Genomic DNA, 16,410 nt, shown 5'->3' on the forward strand with positions numbered 1-16,410 from the left:
CGGCAGTTGGGCTGTGGGCTGGTCAAGCCAGTGGAGAGAGCAATGGGATTCGGTCCGGTTCGGCAGCGTCGCCTGTCGGATGACATCGTCGAGCGGCTCGAGGCAATGATCCTCGAGGGCTCGCTCAAGGCTGGCGAGCGCCTGCCGGCGGAGCGCGCGCTGGCCGAGCAGTTCGGCGTATCGCGCCCCTCGCTGCGCGAGGCCATCCAGAAACTGGCGGCACGCGGCCTGCTGGTCAGCCGCCAGGGCGGCGGCACCTATGTGGTCGAGTCGCTGGGCTCGACCTTCAGCGATCCGCTGCTGCAATTGCTGGAAGGCAGTGCCGAGGCTCAGCGCGACCTGCTGGAGTTCCGGCACACCCTGGAGGGCGCCTGTGCCTTCTATGCGGCGCAGCGCGCCACGCCGCTGGATCACGAGCGTCTGCGCGCAGCCTTCGAGCGGCTGCAGCGGTGTTACGAGGCTTCGCTGCCCGGTGGCGGCCCCGAGGAGGGGCTGGCCGATGCGCATTTCCACCTGGCGATCGCCGAGGCCAGCCACAACGCCGTGCTGCTGCACACCATCAAGGGGCTGTTCGACCTGCTCCGGCGCAACGTGGTGACCAATATCGGCGGCATGTATGCGCAGCGCGGCGAAACCCGCGACATGCTGATGCAGCAGCACCGCGAACTGTACGAGGCGATCATCGAGGGGCGGGCCGAGGAAGCGCGGGCGATTGCCAGTCGGCACATCCACTACGTGCAGGAGGTGCTGGCCGAGGTGCAGCAGGAGGCGCAGCGCGAGGCGCGGGCGCGGCGGCGTCAGGGGTTGGCCGAGGGCTGACTGGGGGGGGGGCGGCGTCATGGATGGCACCGCCGCAGGCTCAGTCTTCCTTGCCCTTGCTGCGTATGGCGCGCTGGATTTCCCGGTCGGAGTCGCGGACCTTCTCGGTGTCGCGCTTGTCGTATTCCTTCTTGCCCTTGGCCAGGGCGATCTCGCACTTGATCAGGTGCTTCTTCCAGTACAGCGACAGGGCAACACAGGCATAGCCTTTCTGCTGGACGGCACCGAACAATTTGCCGAGCTCGCGCTTGTGCAGCAGCAGCTTGCGGGTGCGGGTCGGGTCAGCAATCACATGGGTGCTGGCTGTCGTCAGGGGCGTGATGTGGCTGCCGAGCAGCCAGGCCTCGCCATCCTTCAGCAGCACGTAGCTGTCGACCAGTTGTGCCTTGCCGGCACGCAGGCTCTTCACCTCCCAGCCAGCCAAGGCCAGACCGGCCTCGAACTTCTGTTCGATGAAGTAGTCGTGCAGCGCCTTCTTGTTTTGCGCAATGTTGCCCTGAGGGTGTTTCTTTTGCTTAGCCATAGGGCGCGCATTATAGGCAGTTGCGGACGGGCTGGCGACACCGAGCTTGAGGGGGGGCTGCTAATTTCGGACAATGCCCGATCGCTTTTGCATGCAGCTGTGGCCAGAGTGCACTGGTTTCGTCGACCGTGTCCTTGCCTGAGCCCCCGGCATCCCTTCGCAGGGGGTTGTGGGCGCCAGGCGTGCTGCCGTGTTTGCCGGCGAATTGACGAAGTAACCGAGAGTTCATTGAATGGCGACTCGCATACACCGCTCGGCACTGCTGCCCTTTCCGGCGCGTGCTCTTTATGATCTGGTCAACGACGTGGCGCACTACCCGGATTTTCTTCCCTGGTGCAGCGCCGCCGAGGTGCTGGAGGCCAGCGAGACGCATATGCGTGCCAGGCTGGAAGTGGCCAAGGGGGGCTTGAGTCAGCGCTTTCTCACCCGCAACAGCCTGCAACCGGGGCAGAGCATCGAGATGAACCTGGAGGAGGGACCCTTCGCCCACCTGCACGGTCTCTGGGAGTTCAAGGCGCTTGGCGAGAAGGCCTGCAAGATCAGCCTCGACTTGACCTTCGACTACTCCGGGCCGCTGATCAAGGCGACTCTCGGGCCGCTGTTCAATCAGGCGGCCAATACCCTGGTGGATGCCTTCTGCGAACGGGCCAAGCAGCTGTATGGATAGGCAGAGCATTGCCGTGGAGGTGGTCTATGCCCTGGCGGACCGGCAGAAGCTGGTCGGCCTGAGTGTGCCGCGCGGCACCACGGTGCGCGAGGCGGCGTTGCGTTCCGGGCTCGATCGGGACTTCCCTGGTCTGGATCTGGCGAACAGTCCCCTGGGGATTTTCGGCAAGGTGGTGGCCAGGCCGGAGGAGCGCGTGTTGGAGGAGGGCGAGCGGGTGGAGATCTATCGTCCGCTGATCGCCGATCCGAAGGAGGTTCGTCGGCAGCGGGCCGCCAAGGCTGCCAGGGCTAAGACGGGCGAAGAGTCGCCCGAGTAGGGGCTGGCGGCCTCTCCTCTGTGCGGCGGGCGGCAGGTTTACAGCAGGCCGGGCTACAGAGGCTCGACCGTCGGTACGGGCATGCTTTCCGCCTCGTCCACTTCGCGCTGGATTTCATCGAGCAGGGAGCCGGGTTTGGCCGGTTCTTCGCCTTCCTCGGTTGGCGCTCTTTTGATGATGGTGCCGCCGCTGCGGCCCATGATCTCTTCTTCGCGCGTGGTGCCGGGGAGGAAGTCGCCGGCCAGGCCGACCAGCAGATCGTTGCTGTCGAACACCAGGCTGACCCGCTCCTGCAGCCGCTGGCCGCCACCGGGCTTGATGCTGTACAGATAATCCCAGCGATCAGGGTGGAAAGTGTCGGTGATCAGCGGACTGCCCATGACAAACCGGACTTGCCGGCGGGTCATTCCGGGGCGCAACTGGTCTATCATGTCCTGCGTCACGACATTGCCCTGCTGAATGTCGATTTTGTACACCCCGGGAATCGTGCAGCCGGCAAGAGCGAGCAGGCCCACGAGGGGTAGACTGGTCAGCATGAGCTTGGTGTTTTGCATTGCTGGGAGAGTTCCGCTATCTGCTGGGGCAACTAATCCCTGATAATACCTGCATTGAAGGAGGCTGCGAAGCAGCAGCACGAAAGCCGACCATGGTTGAAAATAACGAACTGCGTAAAGCCGGTCTGAAGGTTACCCTGCCGCGCGTCAAGATCCTGCAGATGCTCGACTCTGCCGGACACCGCCACATGAGCGCGGAGGATGTCTACAAGTCGCTGATGGAGGCCGGGGAGGACGTGGGGCTGGCGACGGTCTATCGGGTGCTGACCCAGTTCGAGGCGGCTGGGCTGGTGGTGCGACACAACTTCGATGGCGGACATGCGGTGTTCGAGCTGGCCGACAGTGGTCATCATGACCACATGGTCTGCGTGGACTCCGGCGAGGTGATCGAGTTCTACGATCCGGATATCGAGAAGCTGCAGCGCGAGATCGTCAAGCGGCACGGCTTCGAGCTGGTCGATCACAATCTGGTGCTCTACGTGCGCAAGAAGTCCTGAGGCTCGGCTCGGGGCAAGCCATCGCGCAAAACCAAGAAGGCGACCGAAAGGTCGCCTTCTTGGTTTTGGCCGACAGTGTCGCTCAGACCTGGACGCTGCCGATCATTCGGCGGGCGTGGGCCAGGGACTCCTCGGTCAGCTCGAGCCCGCCAAGCATGCGGGCGAGCTCCTCGATGCGCGGATCGCCCTCCAGGCGGGTGACTGCCGTGCGGGTTTCGTCGACTCCGCGCGCCTTGTGCACGAAGAGGTGGCGATGCCCCTGGGCGGCGACCTGGGGCAGGTGGGTAACGGTCAGCACCTGGCCGTGCCGGCCGAGCTGGCGCAGGAGCTGGCCAACCACTTCGGCGGTCGGGCCGCCGATGCCGACATCGACCTCGTCGAAGACCAGGGTCGGGGTGCGCGAGGTCTGTGCGGTGATCACCTGGATCGCCAGACTGATGCGCGACAGCTCGCCGCCCGAGGCCACCTTGGCCAGGGGCTTCAGCGGCTGGCCGGGGTTGGCGCTGACCAGAAACTCGAGCTGTTCGAGTCCCTGGGGATGAGGCTCGCTCGAGGCGGAGGGATGCAGTTCGATGGCGAAGCGCCCGCCGGGCATGCCGAGGCGCTGCATCTGCTGCTCCACGGCCATGCTCAGGCGCTTGGCGGCCTGGCGCCGCAGGCCGCCGAGCTCTTCGGCCTTTTCCTGGTAATGCCGTGCGTAGGCCGCCAGCTCCCGGTCGAGGCGCTCGAGCGTTTCGTCGTCCGCGCTCAGTCCGGTCAGCTCGTCCAGCAGCCGCTGTTGCAGGGGGATCAGCTCGTGCGGCTGGACCCGGTGCTTGCGCGCCAGGCTGTAGATGGCATCGAGACGTTCCTCGATACTCTGCTGGCGCTGCGGGTCGACATCGAAGTGGTCGAGAAAGCGGTTCAGTTCGCCGACGGCTTCCTCGATCTGGATCTGTGCGCTGGCCAGCAGGCCGATCGCCTCGCCGAGCGGGCCGGGCTGCGCCTGCAGGCTGGTCAGGCGCTGCAGGCTGGCGGTCAGGGCGGAAAGTACGTTGCCGGCATCGTTCTCGCTGCACAGGTCGATGACCTGGCGGCAGTTGCCGAGCAGGTGTTCGGCGTTGGCCAGGGCCTTGTGTTCCTCCTCCAGTTCCTCCAGTTCATGGTCGCCGAGGGCGAGATTCTCCAGCTCTTCCAGCTGGTAGCTGAGCAACTGCTGGCGGGCGCGCTGTTCGTCGCCGGCGCTGCAGCGCCTTTCCAGCTCCTGGCGGGTCTGCCGCCAGCGCTGTGCGGCGAGTCGCACCTGGCGGGCCAGGTCGCTGGCACCGGCATATTCGTCGAGCAGGCGTCGCTGGGTGTCGTTCTTCAGCAGGGACTGATGTTCGTGCTGGCTGTGGACGTCGATCAGCAGTTCGCCGAGCGCCCGGAGATCGGCTTGGGGGCAGGGCGCGCCGTTGATGTAGGCGCGCGAACGGCCTTCGGCGGTGATCACCCGGCGCAGGATGCACGGGCCCTCGCGTTCCAGGTCGCGCGCGGCGAGCCAGGCCTGTGCCTCGGGGATCGCCGTCAGGTCGAAACTGGCGAGGATGTCCGCCTTGTCCGCGCCCGGTCGCACGGCGCCGCTGTCGGCCCGGTCGCCCAGCGCCAGGCCGAGGGCGTCGAGCATGATCGACTTGCCGGCGCCGGTTTCGCCGGTGATGACGGTCATGCCCGCATCCAGCTCGAGGTCCAGGTGTTCGACGATGGCGTAGTTGTGGATCGACAGGTGCGCCAGCATGGCGAGGCTCCCGGAATGCGTTTTCTGTGCGTATATACAGTAGCCGGTTTTGTGCCGACAACCTGCCGGCGTGCGAAATGCCGATGGGCTGCGAAGTTCCTCTTGAAGCGCTGGATTGCATCCCCATATAGGGCGGCAGAAACACGAGCCGCGCCCGTGGCCGCTTTTTGAAAGGAGAGATGCATGGCTGACGAACAGAACCTCGATAACCAGACGCCCGAGGCGACCCCGGCCGCCGAAGGTGCCCCTGCCGGCGAGGACCTGGTTGCTCGCGTGCAGGCGCTGGAGGAGCAGTTGGCTGCCGCCCAGGATCAGTCCCTGCGTGCCGCGGCGGAGCTGCAGAACGTGCGTCGGCGCGCCGAGCAGGATGTGGAGAAGGCGCACAAGTTCGCCCTCGAGCGCTTTGCCCAGGACCTGCTGGGAGTGGTCGACAGCCTCGAGCGGGGAATCGAGCTGTCCGATCCGGCCGACGAGTCGATCCGGCCGATGCGCGAAGGCATGGAGCTGACCCTGAAGATGTTCCATGACGTGCTCAAGCGCTACCAGCTCGAGCAGCTCGATCCCCATGGCGAGCCCTTCAATCCCGAACACCACCAGGCGATGGCCATGGAGGAAAGCACCAGTGCCGAGCCGGGCAGCGTGCTCAAGGTGTTCCAGAAGGGCTATCTGCTCAGCGGCCGCCTGCTGCGTCCGGCGATGGTAGTGGTCAGCAAGGCGCCGACGCCCTCGAGCGACGGGCAGGCTTGAAATGGGGCGGCCCGCCCCCATCTGTAAGGGCATGCATTTATAGGCTTTCGCGCCTGGCCTTTCGAGGTCGGCGGCAGGCCAGTGGAAGGGTTAGCGCAGGGGCTTTCAACGGCCTGCTGAATCAAAGTTTCGGAGAATGAATATGGGCAAAATCATCGGTATCGACCTGGGCACCACCAACTCCTGCGTGTCCGTGCTGGAAAACGGCGTGGCCAAGGTCATCGAGAACGCGGAAGGTGCACGCACCACTCCGTCGATCATCGCCTACAGCAACGACGGCGAAACTCTGGTCGGCCAGAGCGCCAAGCGCCAGGCGGTGACCAACCCGCAGAACACCCTCTATGCGGTCAAGCGCCTGATCGGTCGCCGCTTCGAAGAAGACGTGGTGCAGAAGGACATCAAGCTGGTGCCCTACAAGATCGTCAAGGCCGACAACGGTGACGCCTGGGTCGAGGTGAAGGGCCAGAAGATGGCTCCGCCACAGATCAGCGCCGAAGTGCTGAAGAAGATGAAGAAGACCGCCGAGGACTACCTGGGCGAGCCGGTCACCGAGGCGGTGATCACCGTGCCGGCCTACTTCAACGACAGCCAGCGCCAGGCTACCAAGGATGCCGGCCGCATCGCCGGTCTGGACGTCAAGCGGATCATCAACGAGCCGACCGCCGCGGCGCTGGCCTACGGCATGGACAAGGCCAAGGGTGACCACACCGTCATCGTCTATGACCTGGGCGGCGGTACCTTCGACGTGTCGGTGATCGAGATCGCCGAGGTCGACGGCGAGCACCAGTTCGAGGTGCTGGCCACCAACGGCGACACCTTCCTGGGTGGCGAGGACTTCGATATCCGCCTGATCGACTACCTGGTCGACGAGTTCAAGAAGGAAAGCGGTATCGACCTCAAGGGTGATCCGCTGGCCATGCAGCGCCTGAAGGAGGCTGCCGAGAAGGCTAAGATCGAGCTGTCCTCCAGTCAGCAGACCGACGTCAACCTGCCGTACATCACGGCCGATCAGACCGGTCCGAAGCACCTCAACGTGAAGATTTCCCGCGCCAAGCTGGAAGCCCTGGTCGAGGAGCTGGTGCAGCGCACCATCGAGCCGTGCCGCATCGCCCTGAAGGACGCCGGTATCGACGTAGGCAAGATCGACGAGGTGATCCTGGTCGGTGGCCAGACCCGTATGCCGCTGGTGCAGCAGAAGGTCGCCGAGTTCTTCGGCAGGGAGGCGCGCAAGGACGTCAACCCGGACGAGGCCGTGGCGATGGGCGCTGCCATCCAGGGCGCCGTGCTGGCCGGCGACGTCAAGGATGTGCTGCTGCTCGACGTGTCCCCGCTGACCCTGGGTATCGAGACCCTGGGCGGCGTGATGACCGCGCTGATCGAGAAGAACACCACCATCCCGACCAAGAAGTCTCAGGTGTTCTCCACCGCCGACGATAACCAGAATGCCGTGACCATCCACGTGCTGCAGGGCGAGCGCAAGCAGGCGGCGCAGAACAAGTCGCTGGGTCGCTTCGACCTGGCCGACATTCCGCCGGCGCCGCGCGGTGTGCCGCAGATCGAGGTCACCTTCGACATCGACGCCAACGGCATCCTGCACGTGTCCGCCAAGGACAAGGCCACCGGCAAGCACCAGTCCATCGTGATCAAGGCCAACTCCGGCCTGTCCGAGGAGGAGATCCAGCAGATGGTGCGCGACGCCGAGGCCAACGCCGAGGAAGACCGCAAGTTCGAGGAGCTGGTTTCCGTGCGCAACCAGGGTGACCAGTTGGTGCATGCCACCCGCAAGATGATTTCCGAGGCGGGTGACAAGGTCGGTGCGGACGAGAAGGTCGCCATCGAGAAGGCGGTCGCCGATCTGGAGGCCGCGCTCAAGGGTGACGACAAGGCCCAGATCGAGTCCCAGATGAACGCCCTGTCCCAGGCTACTGCGCCGCTGGCGCAGAAGATGTATGCCGAGCAGGCGGAGTCCGGCGAGGCTGCCCAGGGCGGCGAGAAGGCCAAGGCCGGGGACGACGTGGTGGACGCCGAGTTCGAAGAGGTCAAGGACAGCAAGGGCAACAAGTAAGCATCACGCTTGCTTCCGTCCCGGCCCATCGCCTGCGATGGGCCTGAACCGCCGCGCGGGAGCTTGCTCCCGCGTCGGCGTGTCTGGGGCAGACGAATCCGGAGTTCATGAGATTTATGGCAAAGCGTGACTATTACGAGGTGCTGGGGGTCGAGCGGGGCGCCGACGAGGCGGAGCTGAAGAAGGCCTACCGCCGTCTGGCCATGAAGTACCACCCCGACCGCAATCCCGACGACAAGTCGGCCGAGGAGAAATTCAAGGAGGCCAACGAGGCCTACGAGGTGCTCTCCGATGCCGGCAAGCGGACGGCCTACGACCAGTACGGGCATGCCGGGGTCGATCAGAGCATGGGCGGCGGTGCGGGTTTCGGCGCCGGCGGGGCCAATTTTTCCGACATCTTCGGCGATGTATTCAGCGATTTCTTCGGCGGTGGACGCGGCGGTGCCCGTGGCGGGCCGCAGCGCGGCAGCGATCTGCGCTACACCCTGGAGCTCAACCTGGAGGAGGCGGTTCGCGGCACGACGGTGACCATTCGCGTGCCGACCCTGGTGCACTGCAAGACCTGCGATGGCAGCGGTGCGAAGAGGGGCACCGCGCCGGTCACCTGCACGACCTGCGGCGGCATTGGTCAGGTGCGCATGCAGCAGGGCTTCTTCTCGGTGCAGCAGACCTGCCCGCGTTGTCACGGCAGCGGCAAGATGATTGCTGACCCCTGCCCGGACTGTCACGGCCAGGGGCGCGTCGAGGAGCACAAGACCCTGTCGGTGAAGGTGCCGGCCGGGGTCGACAGCGGCGACCGCATCCGCCTGGCCGGCGAGGGCGAGGTGGGTACCCTGGGCGGGCCGCCCGGCGATCTCTATGTGGTAGTCAGTGTCCGCGAGCACCCGATCTTCCAGCGCGACGGCAAGCATCTGTACTGCGAGGTGCCGATCAGCTTCGCCGATGCGGCGCTCGGCGGCGAGCTGGAGGTGCCGACCCTGGATGGCCGGGTCAAGCTGAAGATTCCGGAGGGCACCCAGACCGGCAAGCTGTTCCGCCTGCGCGGCAAGGGCGTGGCCCCGGTGCGTGGCGGTGCGGCGGGCGACCTGATGTGCCGGGTGGTGGTGGAAACACCGGTCAACCTGAGCAAGCGCCAGCGCGAACTGCTCGAAGAGTTTCGCAGCAGCCTGCAGGGCAACAGCAGTCACTCGCCCAAGGCCAGCGGCTGGTTCGAGGGCATGAAGCGCTTCTTCGACGATCTTTAACCGAACAGGACGGCGGCGTGGCATGGCCCGCCCGCCTTCCGGAGCAGAGTTATGCGACGTATTGCAGTGATGGGCGCCGCCGGGCGCATGGGCAAGGCTCTGGTCGAGGCGGCGCAACAGGCGCCGGGAGCCTGTCTGACGGCAGCCGTCGGGCGGCCGGACAGCACCCTGGTGGGGGCTGATGTCGGCGAGCTGGTCGGTCTGGGGCGGACCGGAGTGCCCTTGTCGGGCGATCTGGAGGCGGTGCTGGACGCATTCGATGTGCTGATCGATTTCACCCATCCGACCGTGACCCTGAAGAATCTGGAAATCTGCCGCCAGGCCGGCAAGGCCATGGTGATCGGCACCACCGGCTTTTCGGTCGACGAGCGGCAACTGCTGAGCGAGGCGGCCCGGGAGATTCCGATCGTTTTTGCCGCCAACTTCAGCGTCGGCGTCAACCTGTGTTTGAAGCTGTTGGATACCGCAGCGCGGGTGCTTGGCGACGAGGTCGACATCGAGATCATCGAGGCGCATCACCGGCACAAGGTCGACGCGCCGTCCGGTACCGCCCTGCGCATGGGCGAGGTAGTGGCCAGTGCTCTGGGGCGCGACCTGCAGAAGGTGGCGGTATACGGCCGCGAAGGCCAGACCGGGGCGCGGGCGCGGGAAACCATCGGCTTCGCCACCGTGCGCGCCGGCGATGTGGTAGGGGATCACACCGTGCTGTTCGCCGCCGAAGGCGAGCGGGTCGAGATCACCCACAAGGCTTCCAGTCGCATGACCTTCGCCAAGGGGGCGGTGCGTGCCGCGCTCTGGCTGGAGGGACGTGCTCCGGCACTGTACGACATGCAGGACGTGCTTGCGCTGCGTTGAAAGACCGAGTGAAATGGTCGGTTGCTAGACCGGGAGGGCCTTTTCCTGTACCCTAGGAATCCAATGTGTCTACCTAAAAGCACGCAGATAATCTGAAAAAGAGCGGGATGATGTGTCTACACATCATTCCGCTTTTTTACAACCTGCGTATGCCCTATCAGGCTTGATTTACGGGAGGTCTTCTTGACTAAGCCAGCCATTCTCGCCCTTGCTGATGGCAGCATCTTTCGTGGCGAATCCATCGGTGCCGATGGACAGACCATCGGCGAGGTGGTGTTCAACACTGCCATGACCGGCTATCAGGAAATCCTCACCGATCCTTCATATGCGCAGCAGATCGTCACCCTGACCTACCCGCACATCGGCAACACCGGTACCACGCCAGAGGACGCCGAGTCCAGTCGCGTGTGGGCCGCCGGCCTGATCATCCGTGACCTGCCGCTGCTGGCCAGCAACTGGCGCAACAAGCAGTCGCTGCCGGACTACCTCAGGGAAAACGGCTGTGTGGCCATCGCCGACATCGATACCCGCCGCCTGACCCGCATCCTGCGCGAGAAGGGCTCGCAGAACGGTTGCATCCTGGCAGGCGACGACGCCACCGAGGAAAAGGCCCTGGAACTGGCGCGCAGCTTCCCCGGCCTCAAGGGCATGGATCTGGCCAAGGTGGTCAGCTGCGCCGAGTCCTACGAGTGGCGCTCCAGTGTTTGGGAGCTGGCGACCGACAGCCATCCGGAAGTTTCGGTCGGCAAACTGCCCTACCATGTGGTGGCCTACGACTTCGGCATCAAGTTGAACATCCTGCGCATGCTGGTGGCACGTGGCTGCCGCCTGACCGTGGTGCCGGCGCAGACCCCGGCCAGCGCGGTGCTGGCGCTGAGTCCGGACGGCGTGTTCCTGTCCAACGGCCCGGGCGACCCCGAGCCGTGCGACTATGCGATCCAGGCGATCAAGGACATTCTCGAAACCGAGATTCCGGTGTTCGGCATCTGCCTCGGCCACCAGTTGCTGGCCCTGGCCTCCGGGGCGAAAACCGTGAAGATGGGCCATGGCCACCATGGCGCCAACCACCCGGTGCAGGACCTCGATACGGGTGCGGTGATGATCACCAGCCAGAATCACGGTTTCGCCGTGGACGAGAGCACGCTGCCGACCAATCTGCGGCCGATCCACAAGTCACTGTTCGACGGCACCCTGCAGGGCATCGAGCGCACCGACAAGTCGGCCTTCAGCTTCCAGGGCCACCCGGAAGCCAGCCCGGGCCCGCATGACGTGGCCCCGCTGTTCGACCGCTTCATCGCCGAAATGGCCAAGCGTCGCTGAGCCTGCCGACAGATCAACGGATTCGTGTGAGAGACCATGCCAAAACGTACAGACATTAAAAGCATCCTGATCCTCGGTGCCGGCCCCATCGTCATCGGCCAGGCCTGCGAGTTCGACTACTCGGGCGCCCAGGCGTGCAAGGCGCTGAAGGAAGAAGGCTTTCGCGTCATTCTGGTGAACTCCAACCCGGCCACCATCATGACCGACCCGGCCATGGCCGATGCCACCTACATCGAGCCGATCAAGTGGCAGACCGTGGCCAAGATCATCGAGAAGGAGCGCCCCGACGCCCTGCTGCCGACCATGGGCGGCCAGACTGCGCTGAACTGCGCCCTGGCGCTGGAAAAGCACGGCGTGCTGGCCAAGTTCGGCGTCGAGATGATCGGCGCCAACGCCGATACCATCGACAAGGCCGAGGACCGCTCTCGCTTCGACAAGGCCATGCGCGCGATCGGCCTGGAGTGTCCACGCTCCGGCATCGCCCACAGCATGGACGAGGCCTACGGGGTGCTCGACAAGGTCGGTTTCCCCTGCATCATCCGCCCCAGCTTCACCATGGGCGGCACCGGTGGTGGCATCGCCTACAACCGCGAAGAATTCGAGGAAATCTGCACCCGCGGTCTCGACCTGTCGCCGACCAGCGAACTCTTGATCGACGAATCGCTGATCGGCTGGAAGGAATACGAGATGGAGGTGGTCCGCGACAAGAAGGACAACTGCATCATCGTCTGCTCGATCGAGAACTTCGATCCGATGGGCGTGCATACCGGCGACTCGATCACCGTGGCTCCGGCGCAGACCCTGACCGACAAGGAATACCAGATCATGCGCAACGCATCGCTTGCGGTGCTGCGTGAGATTGGCGTGGAAACCGGCGGTTCCAACGTGCAGTTCGGCATCAATCCGGTCGACGGCCGCATGGTGGTGATCGAGATGAACCCGCGTGTGTCGCGCTCCTCGGCACTGGCCTCCAAGGCCACCGGCTTCCCGATCGCCAAGATCGCCGCCAAGCTGGCGGTGGGTTATACCCTCGACGAACTGTCCAACGACATCACCGGCGGCCGTACCCCGGCCTCCTTCGAGCCGGCCATCGACTACGTGGTCACCAAGGTGCCGCGCTTCGCCTTCGAGAAGTTTCCCAAGGCCGATGCCCGCCTGACTACCCAGATGAAGTCCGTGGGCGAGGTGATGGCCATCGGCCGTACCTTCCAGGAGTCGGTGCAGAAGGCCCTGCGTGGTCTGGAGGTCGGCGTCGCCGGTTTCGATCCCAAGCTGGATCTGGGCAACCCGGAAGCCGAGAGCATTCTCAAGCGCGAGCTGATCGTGCCGGGCGCCGAGCGCATCTGGTATGTGGCCGACGCCTTTCGCGCCGGCAAGAGCGTCGATGATGTCTTCGCGTTGACCAAGATCGATCCCTGGTTCCTGGTGCAGATCGAGGATCTGGTCAAGGAAGAGGAGCGGGTCAAGACGCTCGGTCTCTCCAGCATCGACCGCAACCTGATGTGGAAGCTCAAGCGCAAGGGCTTTTCCGACGCCCGCCTGGCCAAGCTGCTCGGTGTGACCGAGAAGAACCTGCGCAGCCACCGGCAGAAGCTGAAGGTGCAGCCGGTGTACAAGCGTGTCGATACCTGTGCTGCCGAGTTCGCCACCGATACCGCCTACATGTACTCGACCTATGAGGAAGAGTGCGAGGCCAATCCGTCGTCCCGCGACAAGATCATGGTCATCGGCGGCGGGCCGAACCGTATCGGTCAAGGCATCGAGTTCGACTACTGCTGCGTGCATGCTGCGCTGGCCATGCGCGAAGACGGTTACGAGACCATCATGGTCAACTGCAACCCGGAAACCGTCTCCACCGACTACGACACGTCCGATCGCCTGTATTTCGAGCCGGTGACCCTGGAGGACGTGCTGGAGATCGTCCGTGTCGAGCAGCCCAAGGGCGTCATCGTGCAGTACGGCGGCCAGACCCCGCTGAAGATCTGTCGCGCCCTGGAAGAGGCTGGCGTGCCGATCATCGGTACCAGCCCGGACGCCATCGACCGCGCCGAAGACCGCGAGCGCTTCCAGCAGATGGTCGAGCGTCTCAACCTGCGCCAGCCGCCGAACGCCACCGCCCGCAGCGAGGACGAAGCCATCGCCGCCTCGAAGGTGATCGGCTATCCGCTGGTGGTACGTCCGTCCTATGTGCTGGGCGGCCGGGCCATGGAAATCGTCTATGAGGAAGACGAGCTCAAGCGTTACATGCGCGAGGCGGTACAGGTGTCCAACGACAGCCCGGTGCTGCTGGATCACTTCCTCAATTGCGCCATCGAGGTCGACATCGACGCGGTCTGCGACGGTGAGGACGTGGTGATCGGTGCGATCATGCAGCATATCGAACAGGCCGGCGTGCACTCCGGCGACTCGGCCTGCTCGCTGCCGCCCTATTCGCTGCCGGCACATATCCAAGACGACATCCGCGAGCAGGTCAAGAAAATGGCCCTGGAACTCGGCGTGATCGGCCTGATGAACGTGCAGATGGCCGTGCAGGGCGAGGACATCTACGTGTTGGAAGTGAACCCGCGCGCCTCGCGTACCGTTCCTTTCGTCTCCAAGTGCATCGGTGAGTCCCTGGCCAAGGTCGCGGCCCGCGTGATGGCTGGCAAGACGCTCAAGGAAATCGGTTTCACCGAGGAAATCATCCCGCCGTTCTTCAGCGTCAAGGAAGCGGTCTTCCCGTTCGCCAAATTCCCTGGTGTCGATCCCATCCTCGGCCCGGAAATGAAGTCCACCGGCGAGGTGATGGGGGTCGGCGACAGTTTCGCCGAGGCTTTTGCCAAGGCCCAGCTGGGGGCCAGCGAGACGCTGCCGACTGGCGGCTGCGCCTTCATCAGCGTGCGCGAAGACGACAAGCCGTTCGTCGCCGATGTGGCGCGCAACCTGGTCGCCCTCGGCTTCGAAGTGGTGGCCACTGCCGGTACCGCTCGCATGATCGAGGCGGCCGGCCTGCCGGTTCGCCGGGTGAACAAGGTGACCGAGGGGCGTCCCCATGTGGTCGATATGATCAAGAACGACGAGGTCACCCTGATCATCAATACCACCGAGGGGCGTCAGTCAATCGCCGACTCCTTCTCGATCCGTCGCAACGCTCTGCAGCACAAGATCTGCATCACCACCACCATCGCCGGTGGTCAGGCGATCTGTGAGGCGCTCAAGTTCGGTCCCGAGAAGACCGTGCGCCGTCTGCAGGATCTCCATGCAGGAATCAACGCATGACCAAGTTTCCGATGACTGTCCAGGGCGCGCGCGCCCTGGAGGAAGAGCTCAAGCATCTGAAAACCGAACTGCGCCCGCAGATCACCCAGGCGATCGCCGAGGCGCGCGAGCTGGGCGACCTCAAGGAGAACGCCGAATACCATGCCGCCCGGGAACAGCAGGGCATGGTCGAGGCGCGGATCCGTGATATCGAGGGGCGTCTGCAGAACGCGCAGGTCATCGATGTGACGGCCATTCCTCATACAGGCAAGGTAATTTTCGGCGTCACCGTGGAAATCGCCAACGTCGAGACCGACGAAACCGTGGTCTACCAGATCGTCGGCGACGACGAGGCCGACATCAAGCAGGGCAAGCTGTCGGTCAGTTCACCCATTGCCCGCGCCTTGGTGGGCAAGGAGGAGGGTGATGTGGTGGTGGTGAAGACACCGAGCGGTACCGTCGAGTACGAGATCATCGAGGTTCGCCACATCTGATCCGAGGGCGTCGCCAAAGGTGGGGCTACCTTCCCGGGTTGCCCTGCCTGGCGTGCGGTGCTTGGTGCGATGTTGGAGTCGGCTGGTGCTGCGGACTACCGCTGTGCTGGGCTTTCGGCGGGCCTGCAGTGACCCGCCCGTTGCCTCAAGCCTGGAGGAAGCGGCTGATGTTCGAGAGGTTCTTGTTCGGCTTGGGGTTCTTGCGGTAGAGCAGGGCGACCTTGCCGATCACCTGCGCCAGTTCGCTTCCGGATGCCTCGCAGAGTTCGGCAACCACAGCTTGTCGGTCGTCGCGTTCGGCGAGGTTGATCTTCACCTTGATCAGTTCGTGATCGTTCAGAGCCCGCTCCAGTTCGGCCAGAACACCTTCGGTCACGCCATTTTCGGCCACGATCAAGACAGGCTTCAGGTGATGGCCGATGGATTTGAAATGTTTCTTCTGCTCCTGAGTGAGCGCCATAATCTGACCCCTGCGTCCGATCTTGTTGAAAAGCGGCCTAGTCTACCCGAGCGACCCGGGGCCGCCCAGCCAAACGCGAGGTACCTGTGGCCCGATCCAAGACTAGTCAACGCTGGTTGAAAGAGCATTTCGATGACCCCTACGTGAAGATGGCGCAAAGGGACGGTTATCGCTCACGTGCCAGCTACAAACTGCTGGAGATCCAGGAGAAGGACCGCATTCTGCGACCGGGCATGACTGTCGTCGACCTGGGTGCTGCGCCGGGCGGCTGGTCGCAGGTGACCAGCCGGCTGATCGGCGACCGCGGTTGTCTGATCGCTTCGGATATCCTGCCGATGGACAGCATTCCGGATGTGACCTTCATCCAAGGGGATTTCACCGATGATATGGTGTTTGCCCAACTCCTCGAGGCGATCGGCGAGCAGCCGGTCGATCTTGTGATTTCCGACATGGCACCCAATATGAGTGGTGTAAAGGCGGCCGACCAGCCGCGGGCCATGTATCTATGTGAACTGGCGCTGGATCTGGCCGGGCGGGTCCTGCGTCCGGGAGGTGATTTTCTGATCAAGATCTTCCAGGGTGAAGGTTTCGATCAGTATCTTCGCCAGGTGCGCGAGGATTTCGACAGGGTGCAGATGCGCAAGCCGCTCTCTTCCCGCGACCGTTCCCGCGAACAATATCTGCTCGCGCGCGGCTTTCGCGGAGCCTAGACTGCTGATGAGCCGCACGCGTGTGCAAAATACGGCACACAAAGGGTTACAGAGAGGCCTGCCGGGGGCGGGGGTTGTGTATTAAGTTAGGCGGGTAGCTGTACCAGCCGTCATACAGGGACTGGCGCCGTCCCAGAGGGTAGTTA

16 protein-coding genes are annotated in these 16,410 nt (G+C 64.2%); 12 read left to right on the forward strand and 4 right to left on the reverse strand.

The window, feature by feature from the left end:
- Positions 1-42 precede the first annotated feature (42 nt).
- Positions 43-819 carry an FCD domain-containing protein gene (locus EV691_RS14560; RefSeq protein ID WP_131297618.1) on the forward strand — a complete coding sequence of 259 codons (777 nt, stop codon included), beginning with the start codon at positions 43-45 and terminating at the stop codon, positions 817-819.
- Between the two features lie 40 nt (positions 820-859).
- Here EV691_RS14560 and smpB read toward each other — a convergent pair whose 3' ends face one another.
- Positions 860-1,342, reverse strand: a complete 483-nt coding sequence (smpB, locus tag EV691_RS14565; protein WP_039802028.1) for an SsrA-binding protein SmpB — start codon at positions 1,340-1,342, stop codon at positions 860-862.
- Positions 1,343-1,574: 232 nt separating this feature from the next.
- On the opposite strand from smpB, the gene EV691_RS14570 reads away from it, so the two are divergent.
- Positions 1,575-2,009: a type II toxin-antitoxin system RatA family toxin gene (locus EV691_RS14570; RefSeq protein ID WP_131297617.1), complete on the forward strand. Its 435-nt coding sequence runs from the start codon at positions 1,575-1,577 to the stop codon at positions 2,007-2,009.
- Positions 2,002-2,325, forward strand: coding sequence for an RnfH family protein (locus EV691_RS14575; protein ID WP_131297616.1), 324 nt, complete (start codon positions 2,002-2,004; stop codon positions 2,323-2,325). The genes EV691_RS14570 and EV691_RS14575 overlap by 8 nt, the downstream gene beginning before the upstream one ends.
- Positions 2,326-2,378: 53 nt before the next feature.
- Here EV691_RS14575 and EV691_RS14580 read toward each other — a convergent pair whose 3' ends face one another.
- Positions 2,379-2,879 carry an outer membrane protein assembly factor BamE gene (locus EV691_RS14580; protein WP_131297615.1) on the reverse strand — a complete coding sequence of 167 codons (501 nt, stop codon included), beginning with the start codon at positions 2,877-2,879 and terminating at the stop codon, positions 2,379-2,381.
- A gap of 92 nt (positions 2,880-2,971) precedes the next feature.
- On the opposite strand from EV691_RS14580, the gene fur reads away from it, so the two are divergent.
- Complete coding sequence (fur, locus tag EV691_RS14585) at positions 2,972-3,376, forward strand: ferric iron uptake transcriptional regulator (RefSeq protein ID WP_039802036.1); 405 nt, start codon at positions 2,972-2,974, stop codon at positions 3,374-3,376.
- 82 nt (positions 3,377-3,458) lie between these two features.
- Here fur and recN read toward each other — a convergent pair whose 3' ends face one another.
- Positions 3,459-5,132: a DNA repair protein RecN gene (gene recN / locus EV691_RS14590; protein ID WP_131297614.1), complete on the reverse strand. Its 1,674-nt coding sequence runs from the start codon at positions 5,130-5,132 to the stop codon at positions 3,459-3,461.
- A 183-nt stretch (positions 5,133-5,315) separates the two neighbouring features.
- Here recN and grpE point away from each other — a divergent pair, with 183 nt between their 5' ends.
- The 7 genes from grpE to greA all read left to right on the forward strand — a co-directional run bounded on the left by grpE (position 5,316) and on the right by greA (position 15,094).
- Positions 5,316-5,879: a nucleotide exchange factor GrpE gene (grpE, locus tag EV691_RS14595; RefSeq protein WP_089167218.1), complete on the forward strand. Its 564-nt coding sequence runs from the start codon at positions 5,316-5,318 to the stop codon at positions 5,877-5,879.
- 142 nt (positions 5,880-6,021) lie between these two features.
- Positions 6,022-7,944, forward strand: coding sequence for a molecular chaperone DnaK (gene dnaK / locus EV691_RS14600; protein WP_089167219.1), 1,923 nt, complete (start codon positions 6,022-6,024; stop codon positions 7,942-7,944).
- Between the two features lie 116 nt (positions 7,945-8,060).
- On the forward strand, positions 8,061-9,188 hold the full coding sequence (dnaJ, locus tag EV691_RS14605; protein ID WP_131297613.1) for a molecular chaperone DnaJ: 1,128 nt from the start codon (positions 8,061-8,063) through the stop codon (positions 9,186-9,188).
- Positions 9,189-9,239: 51 nt separating this feature from the next.
- Positions 9,240-10,043, forward strand: a complete 804-nt coding sequence (gene dapB / locus EV691_RS14610) for a 4-hydroxy-tetrahydrodipicolinate reductase (protein ID WP_131297612.1) — start codon at positions 9,240-9,242, stop codon at positions 10,041-10,043.
- 183 nt (positions 10,044-10,226) lie between these two features.
- On the forward strand, positions 10,227-11,363 hold the full coding sequence (gene carA, locus EV691_RS14615; RefSeq protein ID WP_131297611.1) for a glutamine-hydrolyzing carbamoyl-phosphate synthase small subunit: 1,137 nt from the start codon (positions 10,227-10,229) through the stop codon (positions 11,361-11,363).
- A 36-nt stretch (positions 11,364-11,399) separates the two neighbouring features.
- Positions 11,400-14,621 (forward strand): carbamoyl-phosphate synthase large subunit, encoded by a 3,222-nt coding sequence (gene carB / locus EV691_RS14620; RefSeq protein ID WP_089167223.1) that lies wholly within the window; start codon positions 11,400-11,402, stop codon positions 14,619-14,621.
- Positions 14,618-15,094 carry a transcription elongation factor GreA gene (gene greA, locus EV691_RS14625; protein WP_039802052.1) on the forward strand — a complete coding sequence of 159 codons (477 nt, stop codon included), beginning with the start codon at positions 14,618-14,620 and terminating at the stop codon, positions 15,092-15,094. The genes carB and greA overlap by 4 nt, the downstream gene beginning before the upstream one ends.
- Before the next feature lie 145 nt (positions 15,095-15,239).
- On the opposite strand, the gene yhbY is transcribed toward greA, so the two are convergent.
- The gene (gene yhbY, locus EV691_RS14630) at positions 15,240-15,554 is read right to left on the reverse strand and encodes a ribosome assembly RNA-binding protein YhbY (RefSeq protein ID WP_089167224.1); all 315 of its coding nucleotides are present in this window, start codon (positions 15,552-15,554) and stop codon (positions 15,240-15,242) included.
- An 86-nt stretch (positions 15,555-15,640) separates the two neighbouring features.
- On the opposite strand from yhbY, the gene rlmE reads away from it, so the two are divergent.
- Positions 15,641-16,264, forward strand: a complete 624-nt coding sequence (gene rlmE / locus EV691_RS14635; protein ID WP_131253635.1) for a 23S rRNA (uridine(2552)-2'-O)-methyltransferase RlmE — start codon at positions 15,641-15,643, stop codon at positions 16,262-16,264.
- Positions 16,265-16,410: the final 146 nt, after the last annotated feature.

The sequence above is a fragment of the Azotobacter chroococcum genome (assembly GCF_004339665.1).
Classification (GTDB): Bacteria; Pseudomonadota; Gammaproteobacteria; order Pseudomonadales; family Pseudomonadaceae; genus Azotobacter; species Azotobacter chroococcum.

What these genes read in the sequence shown, in the direction of transcription:
- dnaJ (WP_131297613.1), top strand. Translation starts at nt 8,061, where the DNA reads ATGGCAAAGCGTGACTATTACGAGGTGCTGGGGGTCGAGCGGGGCGCC.
- dnaK (WP_089167219.1), top strand. Translation starts at nt 6,022, where the DNA reads ATGGGCAAAATCATCGGTATCGACCTGGGCACCACCAACTCCTGCGTG.
- smpB (WP_039802028.1), bottom strand. Translation starts at nt 1,342, where the DNA reads ATGGCTAAGCAAAAGAAACACCCTCAGGGCAACATTGCGCAAAACAAG.
- EV691_RS14575 (WP_131297616.1), top strand. Translation starts at nt 2,002, where the DNA reads ATGGATAGGCAGAGCATTGCCGTGGAGGTGGTCTATGCCCTGGCGGAC.
- carB (WP_089167223.1), top strand. Translation starts at nt 11,400, where the DNA reads ATGCCAAAACGTACAGACATTAAAAGCATCCTGATCCTCGGTGCCGGC.
- EV691_RS14570 (WP_131297617.1), top strand. Translation starts at nt 1,575, where the DNA reads ATGGCGACTCGCATACACCGCTCGGCACTGCTGCCCTTTCCGGCGCGT.
- recN (WP_131297614.1), bottom strand. Translation starts at nt 5,132, where the DNA reads ATGCTGGCGCACCTGTCGATCCACAACTACGCCATCGTCGAACACCTG.
- EV691_RS14580 (WP_131297615.1), bottom strand. Translation starts at nt 2,879, where the DNA reads ATGCAAAACACCAAGCTCATGCTGACCAGTCTACCCCTCGTGGGCCTG.
- grpE (WP_089167218.1), top strand. Translation starts at nt 5,316, where the DNA reads ATGGCTGACGAACAGAACCTCGATAACCAGACGCCCGAGGCGACCCCG.
- fur (WP_039802036.1), top strand. Translation starts at nt 2,972, where the DNA reads ATGGTTGAAAATAACGAACTGCGTAAAGCCGGTCTGAAGGTTACCCTG.
- greA (WP_039802052.1), top strand. Translation starts at nt 14,618, where the DNA reads ATGACCAAGTTTCCGATGACTGTCCAGGGCGCGCGCGCCCTGGAGGAA.
- EV691_RS14560 (WP_131297618.1), top strand. Translation starts at nt 43, where the DNA reads ATGGGATTCGGTCCGGTTCGGCAGCGTCGCCTGTCGGATGACATCGTC.
- yhbY (WP_089167224.1), bottom strand. Translation starts at nt 15,554, where the DNA reads ATGGCGCTCACTCAGGAGCAGAAGAAACATTTCAAATCCATCGGCCAT.
- dapB (WP_131297612.1), top strand. Translation starts at nt 9,240, where the DNA reads ATGCGACGTATTGCAGTGATGGGCGCCGCCGGGCGCATGGGCAAGGCT.